The sequence below is a fragment of the Ruegeria sp. CDSA079 genome (assembly GCF_059612245.1).
Genome location: NZ_JBXWQF010000027.1, coordinates 11,871 through 26,539, shown reverse-complemented (window position 1 = coordinate 26,539; position 14,669 = coordinate 11,871). Strand labels below are relative to the sequence as shown.

At 54.4% G+C, this 14,669-nt stretch carries 14 protein-coding genes and 1 pseudogene; 7 read left to right on the top strand and 8 right to left on the bottom strand.

What is annotated here, in order from left to right:
• Positions 1-24: 24 nt before the first annotated feature.
• Entirely contained in the window at positions 25-1,557 is a 1,533-nt protein-coding gene (locus tag AC2FJZ_RS20070; RefSeq protein WP_496779843.1) for a phospholipase D family protein, read from the bottom strand.
• A gap of 336 nt (positions 1,558-1,893) precedes the next feature.
• On the opposite strand from AC2FJZ_RS20070, the gene AC2FJZ_RS20065 reads away from it, so the two are divergent.
• Positions 1,894-2,661, top strand: a complete 768-nt coding sequence (locus tag AC2FJZ_RS20065) for an SdiA-regulated/phytase-like domain-containing protein (RefSeq protein WP_496779841.1) — start codon at positions 1,894-1,896, stop codon at positions 2,659-2,661.
• Positions 2,662-3,123: 462 nt separating this feature from the next.
• Here the strand turns inward: AC2FJZ_RS20065 and AC2FJZ_RS20060 are convergent, their stop codons facing one another.
• A complete protein-coding gene (locus tag AC2FJZ_RS20060; protein WP_170337109.1) occupies positions 3,124-3,423 on the bottom strand; it encodes a hypothetical protein in 300 nt (99 codons plus the stop codon).
• A gap of 559 nt (positions 3,424-3,982) precedes the next feature.
• Here AC2FJZ_RS20060 and AC2FJZ_RS20055 point away from each other — a divergent pair.
• From AC2FJZ_RS20055 to AC2FJZ_RS20035, 5 genes are all read left to right on the top strand, one after another.
• Positions 3,983-4,498 (top strand): DUF805 domain-containing protein, encoded by a 516-nt coding sequence (locus AC2FJZ_RS20055; protein ID WP_496779839.1) that lies wholly within the window; start codon positions 3,983-3,985, stop codon positions 4,496-4,498.
• A 72-nt stretch (positions 4,499-4,570) separates the two neighbouring features.
• Positions 4,571-5,341, top strand: coding sequence for a hypothetical protein (locus tag AC2FJZ_RS20050; protein ID WP_481668352.1), 771 nt, complete (start codon positions 4,571-4,573; stop codon positions 5,339-5,341).
• Positions 5,325-5,945, top strand: a complete 621-nt coding sequence (locus AC2FJZ_RS20045; protein ID WP_496779837.1) for a hypothetical protein — start codon at positions 5,325-5,327, stop codon at positions 5,943-5,945. Before AC2FJZ_RS20050 ends, AC2FJZ_RS20045 begins: the two co-directional genes overlap by 17 nt.
• A complete protein-coding gene (locus tag AC2FJZ_RS20040; RefSeq protein ID WP_496779835.1) occupies positions 5,857-7,203 on the top strand; it encodes a serine hydrolase domain-containing protein in 1,347 nt (448 codons plus the stop codon). The genes AC2FJZ_RS20045 and AC2FJZ_RS20040 overlap by 89 nt, the downstream gene beginning before the upstream one ends.
• Positions 7,204-7,392: 189 nt before the next feature.
• Entirely contained in the window at positions 7,393-10,182 is a 2,790-nt protein-coding gene (locus tag AC2FJZ_RS20035; protein ID WP_496779833.1) for a bifunctional aconitate hydratase 2/2-methylisocitrate dehydratase, read from the top strand.
• A gap of 87 nt (positions 10,183-10,269) precedes the next feature.
• On the opposite strand, the pseudogene AC2FJZ_RS20030 reads toward AC2FJZ_RS20035, so the two are convergent.
• The 3 genes and pseudogenes from AC2FJZ_RS20030 to AC2FJZ_RS20020 all read right to left on the bottom strand — a co-directional run.
• Positions 10,270-10,545: pseudogene (locus AC2FJZ_RS20030) on the bottom strand (oligopeptide/dipeptide ABC transporter ATP-binding protein); the annotation flags it as partial.
• A 113-nt stretch (positions 10,546-10,658) separates the two neighbouring features.
• A complete protein-coding gene (locus AC2FJZ_RS20025) occupies positions 10,659-10,886 on the bottom strand; it encodes a helix-turn-helix domain-containing protein (RefSeq protein WP_496779832.1) in 228 nt (75 codons plus the stop codon).
• Between the two features lie 89 nt (positions 10,887-10,975).
• On the bottom strand, positions 10,976-11,434 hold the full coding sequence (locus tag AC2FJZ_RS20020; RefSeq protein WP_496674243.1) for an Lrp/AsnC family transcriptional regulator: 459 nt from the start codon (positions 11,432-11,434) through the stop codon (positions 10,976-10,978).
• Positions 11,435-11,553: 119 nt separating this feature from the next.
• Here AC2FJZ_RS20020 and phhA point away from each other — a divergent pair, with 119 nt between their 5' ends.
• A complete protein-coding gene (phhA, locus tag AC2FJZ_RS20015) occupies positions 11,554-12,354 on the top strand; it encodes a phenylalanine 4-monooxygenase (RefSeq protein WP_496779831.1) in 801 nt (266 codons plus the stop codon).
• Positions 12,355-12,369: 15 nt separating this feature from the next.
• Here phhA and AC2FJZ_RS20010 read toward each other — a convergent pair whose 3' ends face one another.
• From AC2FJZ_RS20010 to AC2FJZ_RS20000, 3 genes are all read right to left on the bottom strand, one after another.
• Positions 12,370-12,891 carry a GNAT family N-acetyltransferase gene (locus AC2FJZ_RS20010; protein WP_496779829.1) on the bottom strand — a complete coding sequence of 174 codons (522 nt, stop codon included), beginning with the start codon at positions 12,889-12,891 and terminating at the stop codon, positions 12,370-12,372.
• Positions 12,888-13,442, bottom strand: a complete 555-nt coding sequence (locus tag AC2FJZ_RS20005; RefSeq protein ID WP_496779827.1) for a helix-turn-helix domain-containing protein — start codon at positions 13,440-13,442, stop codon at positions 12,888-12,890. The genes AC2FJZ_RS20010 and AC2FJZ_RS20005 overlap by 4 nt, the downstream gene beginning before the upstream one ends.
• A 119-nt stretch (positions 13,443-13,561) precedes the next feature.
• Positions 13,562-14,578 carry a Fe(3+) ABC transporter substrate-binding protein gene (locus AC2FJZ_RS20000; protein WP_496674235.1) on the bottom strand — a complete coding sequence of 339 codons (1,017 nt, stop codon included), beginning with the start codon at positions 14,576-14,578 and terminating at the stop codon, positions 13,562-13,564.
• Positions 14,579-14,669 lie beyond the last annotated feature (91 nt).

The following is a 14,669-nucleotide window of genomic DNA, read 5'->3' as shown; positions in this document are numbered from 1 at the left end:
CCGTCAAAGTATTTCCCAACAAACCTAAAGCTGGGACCCAATTGGTAAAATACTTAGGAAACCGGAAACTATGTGATCCCAGGCTGATCCTGTCGGTTCGGATTGATATTCAAGGACGTTGCCATCATCATCTCTTGTCGTCCATTTAAGCTGACCAGCTTGCTCGAGTGTCACGTTATATGTGTATGCGGGTAGCGCGTCGTCCAAGGCACCCATGGTCTGTGCAGTCAATGCTGGCGAGTCAATCAGAATTCCCATCTCGGTGTTGATGTTGACAGATCGTGGGTCCCAGTTGAACGACCCTACGAACAAGTACCGGTCATCAACTGCAAATGCTTTGGAGTGCAGGCCTGACCTTGATTGAGCCCAGTTAATACCGCGGCGTTGGACCTGATAGGCATCGGGTCGCAGCTCATAGAGTTCTACTCCACCGCGTAGAAGTGCTCGGCGTTTCTTGGCGTAGTGCGCGTAAACGGGTGCGACGTCGTTAGATGCAAGCGAATTGGTTACGACCATTACGTCGACCCCGCGGTTCTCCAGTTCTGTCAGCCATTTCACACCGTTGTTGCGCGGCACGAAATATGCGGACACGATATTCACCTCACTGTTGGCATTCTCAAAATATGGAAGCAACTGAGATGCCAGAACGGGGTCTGAATTCTCTAGACCCGCTGCTTTTGAAGGCGGATCAGCATAAAGTTTCGCAGGCAGCCAATCCAGTGACAGGGCTCCATCTGCGAAGTTCGCTTTTGCTGACTTTCTGAGGGCTGCGCCGTACTGCGTTTGCTTCGCTTCCTCGACGAGTTCATTTAACCTGCTTCGTGCATCGCTAAGGTCAAATTCTTCGGGTTCTCCAACGACCACGTTGGCCGGGACGGCGAACTCACTGTTCCAGTAAGTGTCAAAGCTACGTGACACCTCGCGTACAACGGGGCCTGCGGCCAGCACGTCTAGATCAGCGTAGTTCATTTCTTCCCGCGCCAGAAAATACTCGGCACCGATGTTTCTCCCACCGACAATCGTGAACACGTTGTCTGCCGTCATGGACTTGTTGTGCATTCTGCGATTGATGCGTTTGAAATCTGTCAGACCCGCGATCAGAAGGCTCTGATCTCGCCAGAACGGATTGAACAGCCTAATTTCAATATTCTTGTGATCGTCCAATGCGGCCGTCATCGCGTCATAGCTAGACGTATCCATGTCATCCAGCAACAATCGGACACGAACACCCCGATCGGCTGCCTGCAAAAGACTGGCCGCAAAAAGGTGACCCGTGGGGTCGTTGTGCAGAAGGTAGTATTGCGCGTCTATCGTTTGCTCGGCCGCAGCGGCCATCAGCAGCCGTGAAACGAGCGCTTCTTCTCCATCACTGATCAGCTTGATGCCTGATCGTCCGTCTTTGGGGTCCCCAAGGCGATTGGCCGCCTGACCCAAAGCTGTGCCCGAATTTACCGGTAGCGCAGCCGATACCGTCTTTTCATATGTGCGGGTTTTTGGAGCGCAAGCGACAAGAAACATCGCACAACAAACACTAACCACGAACTTCAATTGCGCCATAGGCTTCCTCCAACCCCATGCCTTAGGTGACTACGCGCAAGCATACGATTGCAAGTTTCTTCTAAGGAGCTTGAGGTTGTTTCGTTTGTTAGTGTTGATTTCGCAAATCCGACAAACGCCATGTTGTCCGTTCGCGAATTTTTCGCAAACCCAGTTCAAACGTACCCGGCACAACCCAAATGCATCGAACCACACCGTTCGCAACCAGTTTCCGCGTTCTAAGTCTCTCTGTTCTGATAATGTGATGCTCTCTGGTTTAAGGAGTGTAAGTACTCTTTGTATTGACCTGTCGCGATACTGCCCACCATTCTGAAGCAAATTTTAGGAGCATCCTGAGTGTTTGCGAGGACCATAGCCTTGCTGATCTGCACCGTGTCTTCCCCGGCCGTGGCATTGCAGCTCAGCGAAACCGGGCGCTACGAACTAAATCAACCCGCAAGTCTCGATTACGACCCAACCTTTTGTGGGTTGTGGATCGCGAATGAAGGTCCCGAGGCAGTTCTTGTCACATTGCAAGGCGATGAGTTGAGACGCATATCCAGCGATCTCTTCCGGATCAAAGCAATTGCTATTGAAGGGGATCACTTGTTGCTGGGAGATGGTCTTGGCAGGCTTCAACGAGTTACCAAGGACGGAGAGCCTTTAGGAGCGCCCTTTGAACTGGAAGGTGGATTTGCGGACACGGAAGGGATCGCGATCAATGCTATGGGGCAGATCGTGACCGTAGAAGACGACCCCGAACAACTGTCCTGGTTCACTTCAGAGGGTGCCCTCACGGCGAGGTTGGATACCATGAAACTCTCTCCTCCGTTAAGCGAGGCGCAGGGCATCGCGATTGATCCACGCACCGGCCACATGTTGATTGTTGATGACTGGGAAGGGTCAAACAGCCTGTATGAGTTCACGGCTGATGGCCAACTGCTCGCCCAGAAAAGCTTGTTGGAGTTCGGAACCGATCCGGAAGGCATCGCTATCAGGCCGGGATCAAACCAACTGTTCGTGGCGTTCGACAGCGGAGCGAAGATTGTTACGTTCGACTACACACCCACCTTGCCTGAAGGATCAACGCCGCTGCCCTCGGGCGCAGATTGTATGATGTTCTAGGTGTTTAGTGACCTTCGTACGCCAACGATGATCAAGCGAGGAAACGGGGCCATCAAACACAAGTGCTGAGTTTCTTGCTGCGTTGGCTAATTCTGTAAGGTAAGAAGCCAGTGCCGCAAAGGTCTGCTCGCCCTCGCTGAGCTCATCATGAACCTTGGCCTTTGGGTTGGCCTTGAGCTTAACCTCGGTTTGAGGCGAGTCAAATTTGCCTCCGGAGCGCGCGACCTCGACGCAAACACGGTTACGTGCTAGCGCGACAATCTCTTGTTGAAACCGGTCGCGCATGCCGGGTGTAATCAGATTGGCGGCAATCTCGTTTCTAGGCCGTGTGATTGCCGCCGTGGCTGTATTTCGCAAGCTGTTTTCAATTCGCGTAACGGCAGGACATTCTACCAGCCAAGTCGAGCTTTCCAAAGAGTGAGCCAGTGCTGCGTAGCCGTATTCAGCTACGCACCAAACAGGTCACAATGCGCCTTCGTCGCCAAGGAACTCGATACCAGCTGTCGCGCCATCACTGTAAGCAATGCAATTCCAAGGAGCACGATCCTCGCCAACGCCGACTGTGACCTGTGTTCCCGCCTCGCTAAACGCGGATGAGAGCACCACGACTTGCGAATTGTTCGTCGTGTTAGCTACATCTCGCAAACACGCCTGCTGAGCCGGCGTGAGCTCGGCGGACGCGCTTGATGTACTCGTATCGTCGCAGGCCGCAAGCAGTGCGAAACATGTCGCGCCTGCAATCATCACCATCTTGTTAGACATTTTCTTCTCCCTCTGGTTCCCTTGAAATTAGTGAAATTGGATGCGCTTGTTTGAAGCTCCCGCGTCTGTGCAGCCAATTGAACATACCTTGATCCTGAGACTACCTTTCCCAAAACTTCCCGCGGGGCGCTTGGTCGGCGGGACGATATTTCGTTGACTATCGGGGCCGACAATAACGTGTGAAGGCCGAATGACGTCACTAGCAAATGCTAGAGCAAATTCTGGACAGAGGGCGAGTACGTTAAGTCTAAGCATCGCGTCCTCCCAGCGCTCAATCATTGTAAAGTGCCTTCCGACCGCTAGCACTCACTCCAGCAGTCTGAAGGGCTCGGCACAGCGAGCAGCAACGACAACAACGGAGGTATAATAAAGTTGTGTCGAATTCGCATGTTTGAATCTAATTTTTAATAAATCAATATTTTTTTCGCGCGTAAATTTCTCTACGCTCTCGTACGATAGGCCTCTGCGTTCAAACAAAAAGTAAGTGGGAGCTGCGAGTGTGTTCCCCTGAGCGGCGAAGCGATTTGAGGCCGCACAGAAACAATAAAGGGATTGAAAGATGGGATTTGGTGAAGCAGTTAAAACGTGTTTCTCGAAATACTTCCAGTTCTCCGGTCGGGCCATGCGCTCAGAATACTGGTGGTTCTTCTTGTTTGTGGTTCTCGTGAGTGCCGCTTTAGCTGTGCTGGACACAATCATATTCGGGACCGACCCCGAAACAGGGCAAGGATCTCGGGTTCTGTCCTCTGTTTTCCAACTGGCCGTTATCATACCTATGCTGGCCGCCGGTTGGCGGCGGCTGCATGATACGGGACGACCTGGTTGGTACTTGCTGCTGCCGATGGCGCTCAGCATTATAACGCTTTTTGTTATGCTGGGTGGGGTAGCGTTCTTTTCGGTATTGGAGCAAGGGACAGAAAACCCCGAAGCATTGCGAGGACCGGCGGCAGTCCTAGGCGTAACCGGTATTGTTGTTGTCTCAATTCTTCAATTGGTTCTGTCCATCCTTATGATCTGGTGGCTGACGCGCCCTTCGGTAGAAGGAGCGAACGAGTACGGTGCACCTGTTTCCTGACCTGGTTGCCCGGGCAACGGCCGGAATCTCTGCTGAATGAAAGTGCGAACCGCAACACCATGGAGAGAGAAAATGAGTTTCAAGACGATTTCCATTGGAACGCTTATGATGGCAATGGCGACCACTGCATCGGCGGAGTGGTCCTTCAGTTCCGGTTCCAGTCCCAATGCATTTATTCAGACCGGAAACATGACGCTGGAGCTTCAGTGCAACCGTATCCGCTTTGCTCCGGCTGGATACGAGGACAGCCAGGACATTATGGACAAGCAGGGGCTGTCTATTCGTTTTTTGAAGAACGGCACAACCGAGGTTGGTGCTTTTCAGGTTGGCGCTGAAAACGCTGCCTTGCAGATCGTCGACAATTATCCCGTCGAGATCAGTTTTGATAGTCAGCAGGACTATGGTTTTGTACTGGACCAGCTTGCGGCCAATGCGGCGGTCAATCTGTCGATGATTGATCAAGATGTCAGCTATGGGATCTTTGACTTGAAAGGTTCCAGCGCGGCAATTCGGTCCCTTCGTTCCGCGTGCGATTCAGATCCTAGTCTGGGGGCTTCTTACGAAGCACCCGAAGGCATCGTCTATTGTGGTGGCGGAGCGATTGAGCGCGTGATCGAACCCGTAATTTTGGACAATCCGGAGGGAGAGTGGGACGCACGAGTAACGGTCAACGGCGAGTCGATCAGAGCCATGACGGCCTACAGTTACTTTGGAAACTATGAGCCGCCGGCCGGATTTGTCGTCGCGCTGCTTGGGGAAGACAGGTCCGAGTTTCTGATTTTTAGCGAAGGCTCGGCGAACTGGCTGGAGTACGGGGACTACAGGTATGATCAATGCAATTGATGCCGCCTTCCAACCGGCTTCCAAAATAGTGCGCCAGTTGAAAGGTTTGGTTTCCGGGATTGTGCTTGTATCGGTTCTAATTTGGAATTCACCAGCTTTCGCGGCTGACGTTTCGCAACTTCCCACCGGGTTGCGGGCAAAGGTTGATCTGGCGGCGCAGGCCTGCGCAGAGTTCAACAACGGTCAGTTTGACTTAGATTGGGGCGCGGTTGAAAGGGTGGATCTCGACGGAGATCTACAACGCGACTGGGTTCTGAATGAGTCTGGTTTTGCGTGTTCGAGCGCCACTTCTCTTTACAGCGGCACTGGCGGATTCATGTCGCACTTTTGGGTTAGTGAAAAGGCGCACTCCTTGCTAAACCAAGGCTGGACGGTCGTTGACTTTGGGCGTCAAAGCATTGTCCTAGCGGACGTCCATGGATCCAGTTGTGACGGAGTAAACGGAAGTGTAGAAAAACCGGCCCGATTGCATCTAACGTTTTTTGAAAAGACAGCAGCAAAGGCAGTTCTTGCGGATGTTTGGAAAACTATTGAAAGTAATTGCCGGGCTGGTTGTTCTGGGCGGTCTGGGGCTGGTCGGCTACCTTCTGATTGCGCCACCTGACCTGTTGAAGGTCGGCACGAATTACTCTGCAAAAATCGTTTGTTCGAACGTCTTTATTGCCGGGCGCGATCCACAAGAGGTGCTGTCGGTGGATGTGCAAGCCCCGGGGCATCCGTTGCTCAAACAGGTCTCGATCGACGTTGACCGAGAAGCGCAAACAGTTCAGGCGCGGCTGTTTCGGTTCTTTGCCCCCGCGACATCGCAGTTCCGCGAAGGGCTGGGCTGCACGAATGTTCATGATGCGGCCTTGAGTGATCAGTCGCTTGTTGCGCCCACCCGTTCAGCTGTGGGCCTTTGGCCAGAAGGCAACGACGTTGCCCTGTCACAGGACCAACAGATTCAGACCGTCATGTCCGACAAGAGTTTGCTGGGCGAAGGTTACCGCGCCGTAGTCGTGGTTCGAAACGGGCGCATTGTTGCAGAAAATTATGCCGACGGGTTCGACGCGCAAACGCCTTTGCTGGGTTGGTCTATGACCAAGACAGTCACGGCTGGGCTGATCGGTACATTGATTGAAGCCGGTCGGATGAACCTATCGGATAACCTGGTCGACAGCTTTCCGGATTGGGCCGAGGACACCCGCCGGGACATTACCGTGGCCGATATGTTGTCGATGACCAGCGGATTGCAATGGGATGAGGAATATGGCGATGTCTCGGACGTGACGCGGATGCTGTATCTCAGCAATGATATGGCTGGCTTTGCAGCGGATCGGGCGCCCGAAGCCAAAGCGGGTACGGATTTCAATTACTCCTCGGGGACAACCACAATTCTGTCGCGGGTGTGGCAGGACCACTTGCCTGATGGTGGGCTGGTATATCCGCAGACCGCGTTGTTTGAGCCACTGGGTATGACCTCGGCGATCCTTGAAACGGATGTCAACGACACGTTCATCGGGTCCAGCTATTTGTATGCAACAGCCCGTGACTGGGCCAGGTTTGGTCAGCTTTTGTTGCAAAAGGGGGTTTGGGACGATGCCCGGATCTTGCCCGAAGGGTTTGTGGACTGGAAGGTCGAGCCGGTTGCTGCATCGGACGGGCGCTATGCCATGGGGCATCTTTGGCTTGAGCCTCCGGGAGATTTCCCGCCCTTTGAAGACGCGTATTGGCTGCAGGGGCACGATGGTCAGTTCATCGGTGTTTTCCCGTCTCATGATATGGTCGTTCTTCGGATGGGGTTAACCCCATCTCGGTTGGGCTACTCCTCTTTGCCGTTGGCGCAGGCGTTGATTTCAGCCTTTGGGGACGATCCGACTTAGCAGACCACTTTTTCCTGGTCCCGTACCGGCCAGATCCACCGGGATCTGGGCAGGTTTGAAATCGGCTCAGGACACCGGGTCGCAGGTGGGAGACTTGCATGAGTTGTACTTTTAGTATACCGCCGCATACAAATAGAAACTGCCGGTCTTATCACCACCGGTACACCCAGCTAAATGGTCGGACACGTCATGAGCCTCTATACTGAATATCTGAACGAAATCGAGTCTCGCAAAGAGCAGGGCCTGAACCCTAAACCCATCGACGATGGAGCCTTGGCGAAAGAGGTCATTGATCAGATTCGCGATCCCCAAAACGCACACCGCGCGGATTCGCTGAACTTCTTCATCTACAACACGCTACCCGGTACAACCAGCGCCGCCGGTGAAAAAGCCCGCTTTCTGAAAGAGATCATTCTGGGCGAAGCGGACGTCGAAGAAATCTCGCAGGACTTTGCGTTCGAATTGCTGTCGCATATGAAAGGTGGTCCCTCGGTCGAGGTTCTTCTGGATCTTGCTCTGGGTGATGACGCTGCAATTGCTGGCAAAGCAGCCGAGGTGCTGAAAACGCAGGTCTTCCTCTATGATGCTGATACCGACCGTCTGAAGGCCGCGCTTGAGGCAGGAAACACAATCGCGCGGGACATCCTGGAAAGCTATGCCAAGGCCGAATTTTTCACCAAGCTGCCCGACATCGACGAGGAAATCGAAATCGTCACATATGTTGCTGCCGAAGGCGACATTTCCACTGACCTGCTGTCGCCGGGCAACCAGGCGCACTCGCGTGCTGATCGCGAACTGCACGGCAAATGCCTGATCTCAGAGAAAGCGCAGCAGGAAATCCAGGATCTGAAGCTTCAGCACCCTGGTAAACGCGTCATGCTGATCGCTGAAAAGGGGACCATGGGCGTGGGCTCGTCGCGTATGTCCGGCGTGAACAACGTGGCGCTTTGGACCGGTAAACAGGCCAGCCCCTATGTGCCGTTTGTCAACTTCGCCCCAATCGTCGCGGGCACGAACGGCATCTCGCCAATCTTCCTGACCACCGTTGGTGTAACCGGTGGCATCGGTCTTGACCTGAAAAACTGGGTCAAGAAGGTGGACGAAGACGGCAACGCGATCCTGAACAACGACGGCAACCCGATCCTTGAAGAGAAGTATTCGGTCGCCACAGGTACGGTTATAAAGATCAACACCAAAGACCAAAAACTGCTGAGCGAAGATGGCGACGAACTGGTCGACGTGTCCTCGTCTTTCACTCCCCAAAAAGTGGAATTCATGAAGGCTGGTGGTTCTTACGCCATCGTCTTTGGCAAGAAGCTGCAGACATTAGCGGCCGAAACACTGGGCGTCGAAGCGCCGCTGGTTTTTGCACCATCCAAAGAAATCAGCCACGACGGCCAGGGTTTGTCCGCGGTCGAGAAGATTTTCAACAAGAACGCCGTGGGCACAACGCCGGGCAAGACCCTGCACGCAGGTTCGGACGTGCGCGTAAAGGTCAACATCGTGGGGTCGCAGGACACCACCGGCCTGATGACCATGCAAGAACTTGAGGCGATGGCCGCCACCGTCGTGTCCCCGATCGTTGATGGAGCTTATCAGTCGGGCTGTCACACTGCGTCAGTCTGGGATGCGAAAGCGCAGGCCAATACGCCGCGCCTGATGAAATTCATGAATGACTTCGGCCTTGTCACGGGGCGTGACCCGAAAGGCGTCTATCATTCGATGACTGACGTGATCCACAAGGTGCTGAACGACATCACCGTGGATGACTGGTCTGTCATCATCGGTGGCGATAGCCACACCCGTATGTCCAAGGGCGTGGCCTTTGGTGCGGACTCGGGGACCGTGGCATTGGCGCTCGCGACCGGCGAAGCCTCGATGCCGATCCCGGAATCGGTCAAAGTAACCTTCAAAGGCAAAATGGCGGATCATATGGATTTCCGCGATGTGGTGCACGCAACACAAGCGCAGATGCTGGAACAGCATGGCGACAACGTCTTCCAGGGCCGTGTGATCGAAGTGCATATCGGGACGCTGTTGGCGGACCAGGCTTTCACCTTCACCGACTGGACTGCCGAGATGAAAGCCAAGGCCTCGGTCTGTATTTCGAATGATGAGACTTTGATCGGCTCGCTGGAGCTGGCCAAGTCGCGTATCCAGATCATGATCGACAAGGGCATGGAGCATGAAAACGGTATGCTGCAAAAGCTGATCGATATCGCGGATGCGCGCATCGCCGGGATCAAATCGGGTGAAAAACCTGCTCTGCAACCCGATGACAACGCGAAGTATTTCGCTGAGGTTGTTGTCGATCTGGATCAAATCGTAGAGCCGATGATCGCCGACCCGGATGTCAACAACTCCGATGTCTCCAAGCGTTACACTCACGATACGATCCGCCCGATCTCGTACTACAATGCTGAAAAGCATGTGGATCTGGGCTTTGTTGGGTCGTGCATGGTGCACAAGGGCGACATCAAGATCGTCGCCCAGATGTTGAAGAACCTTGAGAAGGAAGCCGGTAAAGTCGAATTCAAGGCACCGCTGGTGGTCGCGGCCCCGACCTACAACATCATCGACGAATTGAAGGAAGAGGGCGACTGGGAAGTGCTCGAGAAATACTCGGGCTTCGAATTCGACGACCTGTTCCCGAAACAGCAAGCACGTACCGAGTACGAGAACATTCTGTACCTCGAACGTCCGGGCTGTAACCTCTGCATGGGCAACCAGGAGAAAGCCGCCAAGGGTGACACGGTTCTTGCCACCTCGACCCGTCTGTTCCAGGGCCGCGTCGTGGCAGATGCGCCCGACAAGAAAGGCGAAAGCCTGCTGGCTTCGACCCCGGTTGTGGTGTTGTCGGCCATCTTGGGTCGGACGCCCAATATCGACGAATACAAGACCGCTGTTGAAGGCATCGATCTGACTAAGTTCGCGCCGCCGATGGAAAAACCGGCGGGCACGAAGTCAGCTCACTTCTGAAGCCAGTCTTAGATTGGAAAAACAGAAAACCCGGCCCCTCAGGTGGCCGGGTTTTTCGTTTGTGAACAAAGCTTAAGCGCTGTTGGGTCAGCTGTTGCGTTTCCGACTGAAGTCGAACGCGTCGGCATAGTGGCACGCTACAAAATGCTCTGGATCAAGCTCACGCCATTCGGGCTGTTCCGAACTGCATCGTTCTTTTGCAAACGGGCAGCGTGTATGGAACCGGCATCCGGAAGGGGCAGCCAGCGGATTTGGAATCTCACCCTGCAACCGGATCGGATCGAACACTGCATCCGGGTCAGCAGTTGGAATCGCGCTGAGCAGGGCATGTGTATACGGATGCTTGGGTGCGAAGAACAGTTTTTTGGTCGGGGCCTATGCGATGTCGCGGGCCAGTACGTCGTCCGAGATGAACGAAACAGTCTTGGGCTCCTCCGGAACACCCTGCGTCGGTTTACCTTGACCCAGATAATCGATCACGTTGATCTCGTCGCGGTTCTGATCGTGTTGAGTAGCGGCGTTGGCGTGACTGTGGTCCCTGATCGATCAAGCAGACGACATTGATACTGTTGCTCGAGCGAGACGACCAAATTGGAAACGGTTGGCTGACAGACACCCAGATCTTTTGCGGCCAGAGTGAAGCTACCAAGCCGAGTTACCACTTCCAGAGCCTGCAGTTTCTTGAGACTGATCTTAGATTTCACAAGGGTATCCGCCTCGTGGTTTTGCTTAAACTGAGGTTCGCTTTTCTACCGGGTGGGACACAATCAAAAACGCGCACAACCGTACACCGTTAAAGGATGGGCAATGGTCCGCGGGTCTTGGTTTGCCGTAGAACGAAGTTGCTGCGGGTGTCGCGGACAAGGCCGGATTTCAACAGGCGCTGCATTATGAAAATCTCCAGATCCTCGGGCGTCTTGGCATAGACTTTCAGAATGAAATCATGATCCCCGGTGATCGAGGCACATTCGACGATCTGCGGTTCAGTTTCGACCAGACGGAGGAAATCGGCGATGCTTTTTTCCTGATGGTCCTTGAGTGCAACATGAACATAGGCGATGGCATTCAGGCCAACCGCCTTGGCGGGGACTTGCGCGCGATATCCTGTAACCACTCCGCTTGCTTCAAGATCGCGTACACGTCGCCAGCATTGCGAGGCCGACAACCCGGTCCGATCTGCCAGCTCCTGCATCGACAGACGTCCACTGATCTGAAGCTCTCGCAGGATATCGATGTCGGCAGGATGGAGCATTTGTTGCACCGATTGAGAGAAGGTGAATTATTTCGTTCATTTTAGTGCAGAATTACCATTTATCAAAACAAATCTGCCGGGCTTGGCGCGGTATCCTGTTTCCAAGCAGGAGGATACGGATGCCTAAATCGACCAAATACGTCGCCAAGATCGCCGACGCGCGTGGCCACATTGCCTATACAGATGAAGAAAACGCTGTCTGGACGGATCTGTATGCAGCGCAACAGGAGAATGTGCAGCGTTATATGGCGCGCGAATATCTGGACGGTCTTGCCCGGCTGGATTTGCCGAAGACCAAGGTACCGTCCTGCGCGGACATCTCGGATCGGCTGTTGGACTTGACGGGGTGGCGGGTACAGCCGGTTCCGGCCCTGATCGGATTCAAGACGTTTTTTGGTATGCTGGCGGATCGCGTCTTTCCCGCAGCGTCCTTTATCCGGTCACGTGAGGATTTCGACTATATTGAAGAGCCGGATATCTTTCATGAGATCTTCGGACACACCCCTTTGCTGAGCGACCCGCGCTTTGCCGCGTTCAGCCATGCCATCGGGCGGGCAGGTCAGCAGGCGACGGATGCGGATTATGCGTGGCTGATCAGGCTGTACTGGTTTTCCATCGAGTTCGGTTTGCGCCGGCAGGACGGCCAGATCAAAGCGTTGGGATCGGGACTGGCGTCTTCGCCGACCGAGCTGGTTTATGCCGTGAGCAGCGACATCCCCGACCGGGACCCGTTTGACATCCTGACCATCCTGCGCACGCCGTACCGGATCGACATGCACCAGATGGGGTATTTCGTTCTGGATGACCCTGAGGATCTGTTTGAAGCGGCCGAGCGTGACCTTCTGGCTGATATTCGGCACGCGCGTGGTTTGGGGTTGCTGCCAAACAAGTTTCCCGAAAAGGTCACTGCAGCAGAGTAATCGCGCCGCCCACCTTCAGGCGGACAGGTCTTTGTACATGTAAGTTGTAGGCTCCAACCTGGGTTCGAACGGGTTGCGGCAATAATTCGGTACTTCCCCTGCAATCTGAAACCCGAGGCTTTGATACAGCAGCCGGGAGGGATCGGTGCTGCGCGTGTCCAATACCAGCATCGTGCGGTGCAAGTCGCGGGCGCGTTGAAACAATACCTCCATCAAAGCACGGCCATATCCACGACGCCGGGCGTTTGGGTGAACCAAAAGCTTTGCCACATCGGCGCGATGGGGTTGGTTGGGCATCGTGGCCGGGATCAACTGCGCGGTGCCTAAAACGCGTGGGCCATCATACGCTGCAAAGACGTCCAATGCACCCGCGGTTAAACCGGGCTGCACGTTCAGCTGCCAATAGGACCGCGCGTCTTCCAGAGTAAATGGCAGGATAAAGCCAATACTGGCCCCATCATGGACACAGGCGTGCAAAACATCGGTCAGATCATCCAGTGCTGCCTCAAAATCGGAACCGGTCAGACGTGTGATCATACCAGCACCAGAAGATATCGGGCACCCCGTGCAGCGCCTGTTTCGAACCGGGTCGGGCCAGACAAGTGATAGCGTAGACAATCCCCTGCGCTCAGGCTGTGCGGCGTTCCATCGACGGTCAGCGTAAGAGCTCCATCTATCAGTATCAGGTGATGCTCTTGCCCCGATTTGGGAGGCGTATCATAGGTAATGACCGTGTTCCGAGGAAGATGACCTTCAACGACCTCGGCGTTCAGACCATTGGCGGGGGGTGAAACCGCGCGGCGGGTGTAGCCTGTTTCGGGATCGCTCCATTCGGTCTGACGTTCAAGCGGGATCTTGGGATCAAAACTGTCCTCGACCATCATGAGCAGTCGTGACATTGGCAGGTCATACGCAGCACAGAGACGACCAAGGTTTTCTGCCGTTGGGCTGACATCGCCCTTCTCCATACGTGACAGAGTGGCACGGCTGATGCCGCTGTGCTCAGATAGCTGGTCCAGAGACCACCCGCGCCCGCGACGCAGCTCATTCAGTCGATTGGCAAGGCGGTTTGAAAGGGTATCAAGCATAGAGCACATGGCAGAAAAATTCTCATATAAGAGAAAAATACTTTGAATAAAACAAAATGCAAACAAAAAAAAGGGTGCGAAAACTCCGCACCCTTTAAAGCCGTCAGCGATTTGGAAGATTACTTCCAGCCAACCTCGTTAAAGATCTTCTGTGCTTCGGGAATGTTCTTGGCAACTTCGGACAGGTTCACTCCGTCAGCCTTGAACTCACCCAGTGTGGCAACCGACTCGGCCAGTTCTACGCTTGGAACGGCTGGGTATTCGTCGTTGCCCGACGAGAAGTATTGTTGCGCCTTATCGCTCGCCAGATATTCGAGGAACAGGATCGCGTTTTCCTTGTTTGGTGCGTGCGCCGCAACACCGCCGCCCGATAGGTTCATATGCGCGCCATAGCTGTCCTGGTTTGGGAAAACCCAGCTGATCATGTCGCGATCAGCCGAAAGACCTTTGACGTCTTTGCGGATTGAACGCGCAAAGTAATACGTGTTCGACACGGCGATATCGCATTCACCAGAAACGATGCCGCGCAGTTGGTCGGTGTCACCGCCCTGCGGATCACGCGCCATGTTGGCAACAATGCCTTCTGCCCAGGACTTGGCCGCGTCTACGCCTTCGTGGGTTATGATCGAAGCCAGCAGGGTCTGGTTGTAAACATTGGTCGACGACCGGATGCAGACCAGACCTTTGTATTCTGGCTTTGCCAGATCGGCATAAGTGGCTGGGGGGGTGGCGACGTTCTCTTTGTTGTAAAAGATGATCCGCCCGCGCTGTGAGAAGCCGAACCATTGGTTGTCTGTGTCTTGCAGGTTGGCGGGAACACGGTCTTCCAGGATTTCGCTGTCGATCGCCTGCAGGATGCCTGCATCCTTGGCGCGCGCCAGTCGCGAGGTGTCGACTGTCAGCATCACGTCTGCAGGAGAGTTCGCGCCTTCCGCTTCCATACGCGCAATCAACTCGTCGGCTTTGCCTTCGATCCGGTTGATCTTGATGCCAGTGGCGTCTTCGAAGTCCGTGTACAGACGTTCGTCAGTATCATAGTGGCGCGACGAATACAGGTTCAGTTCACCTTCGGCGGTGGCGGAGGTCGCGACCAATGCCGACAGAGCGGCAGCCAGGCAGGTTGTGGATTTCAGCATAGTGTGTCCCAACAATTGAATTTCGTGCCGGTCTGTAACCCGACTGATTTTCTCAATTATACGATTCTCGGCGGGATGCAAGGAAATCCGA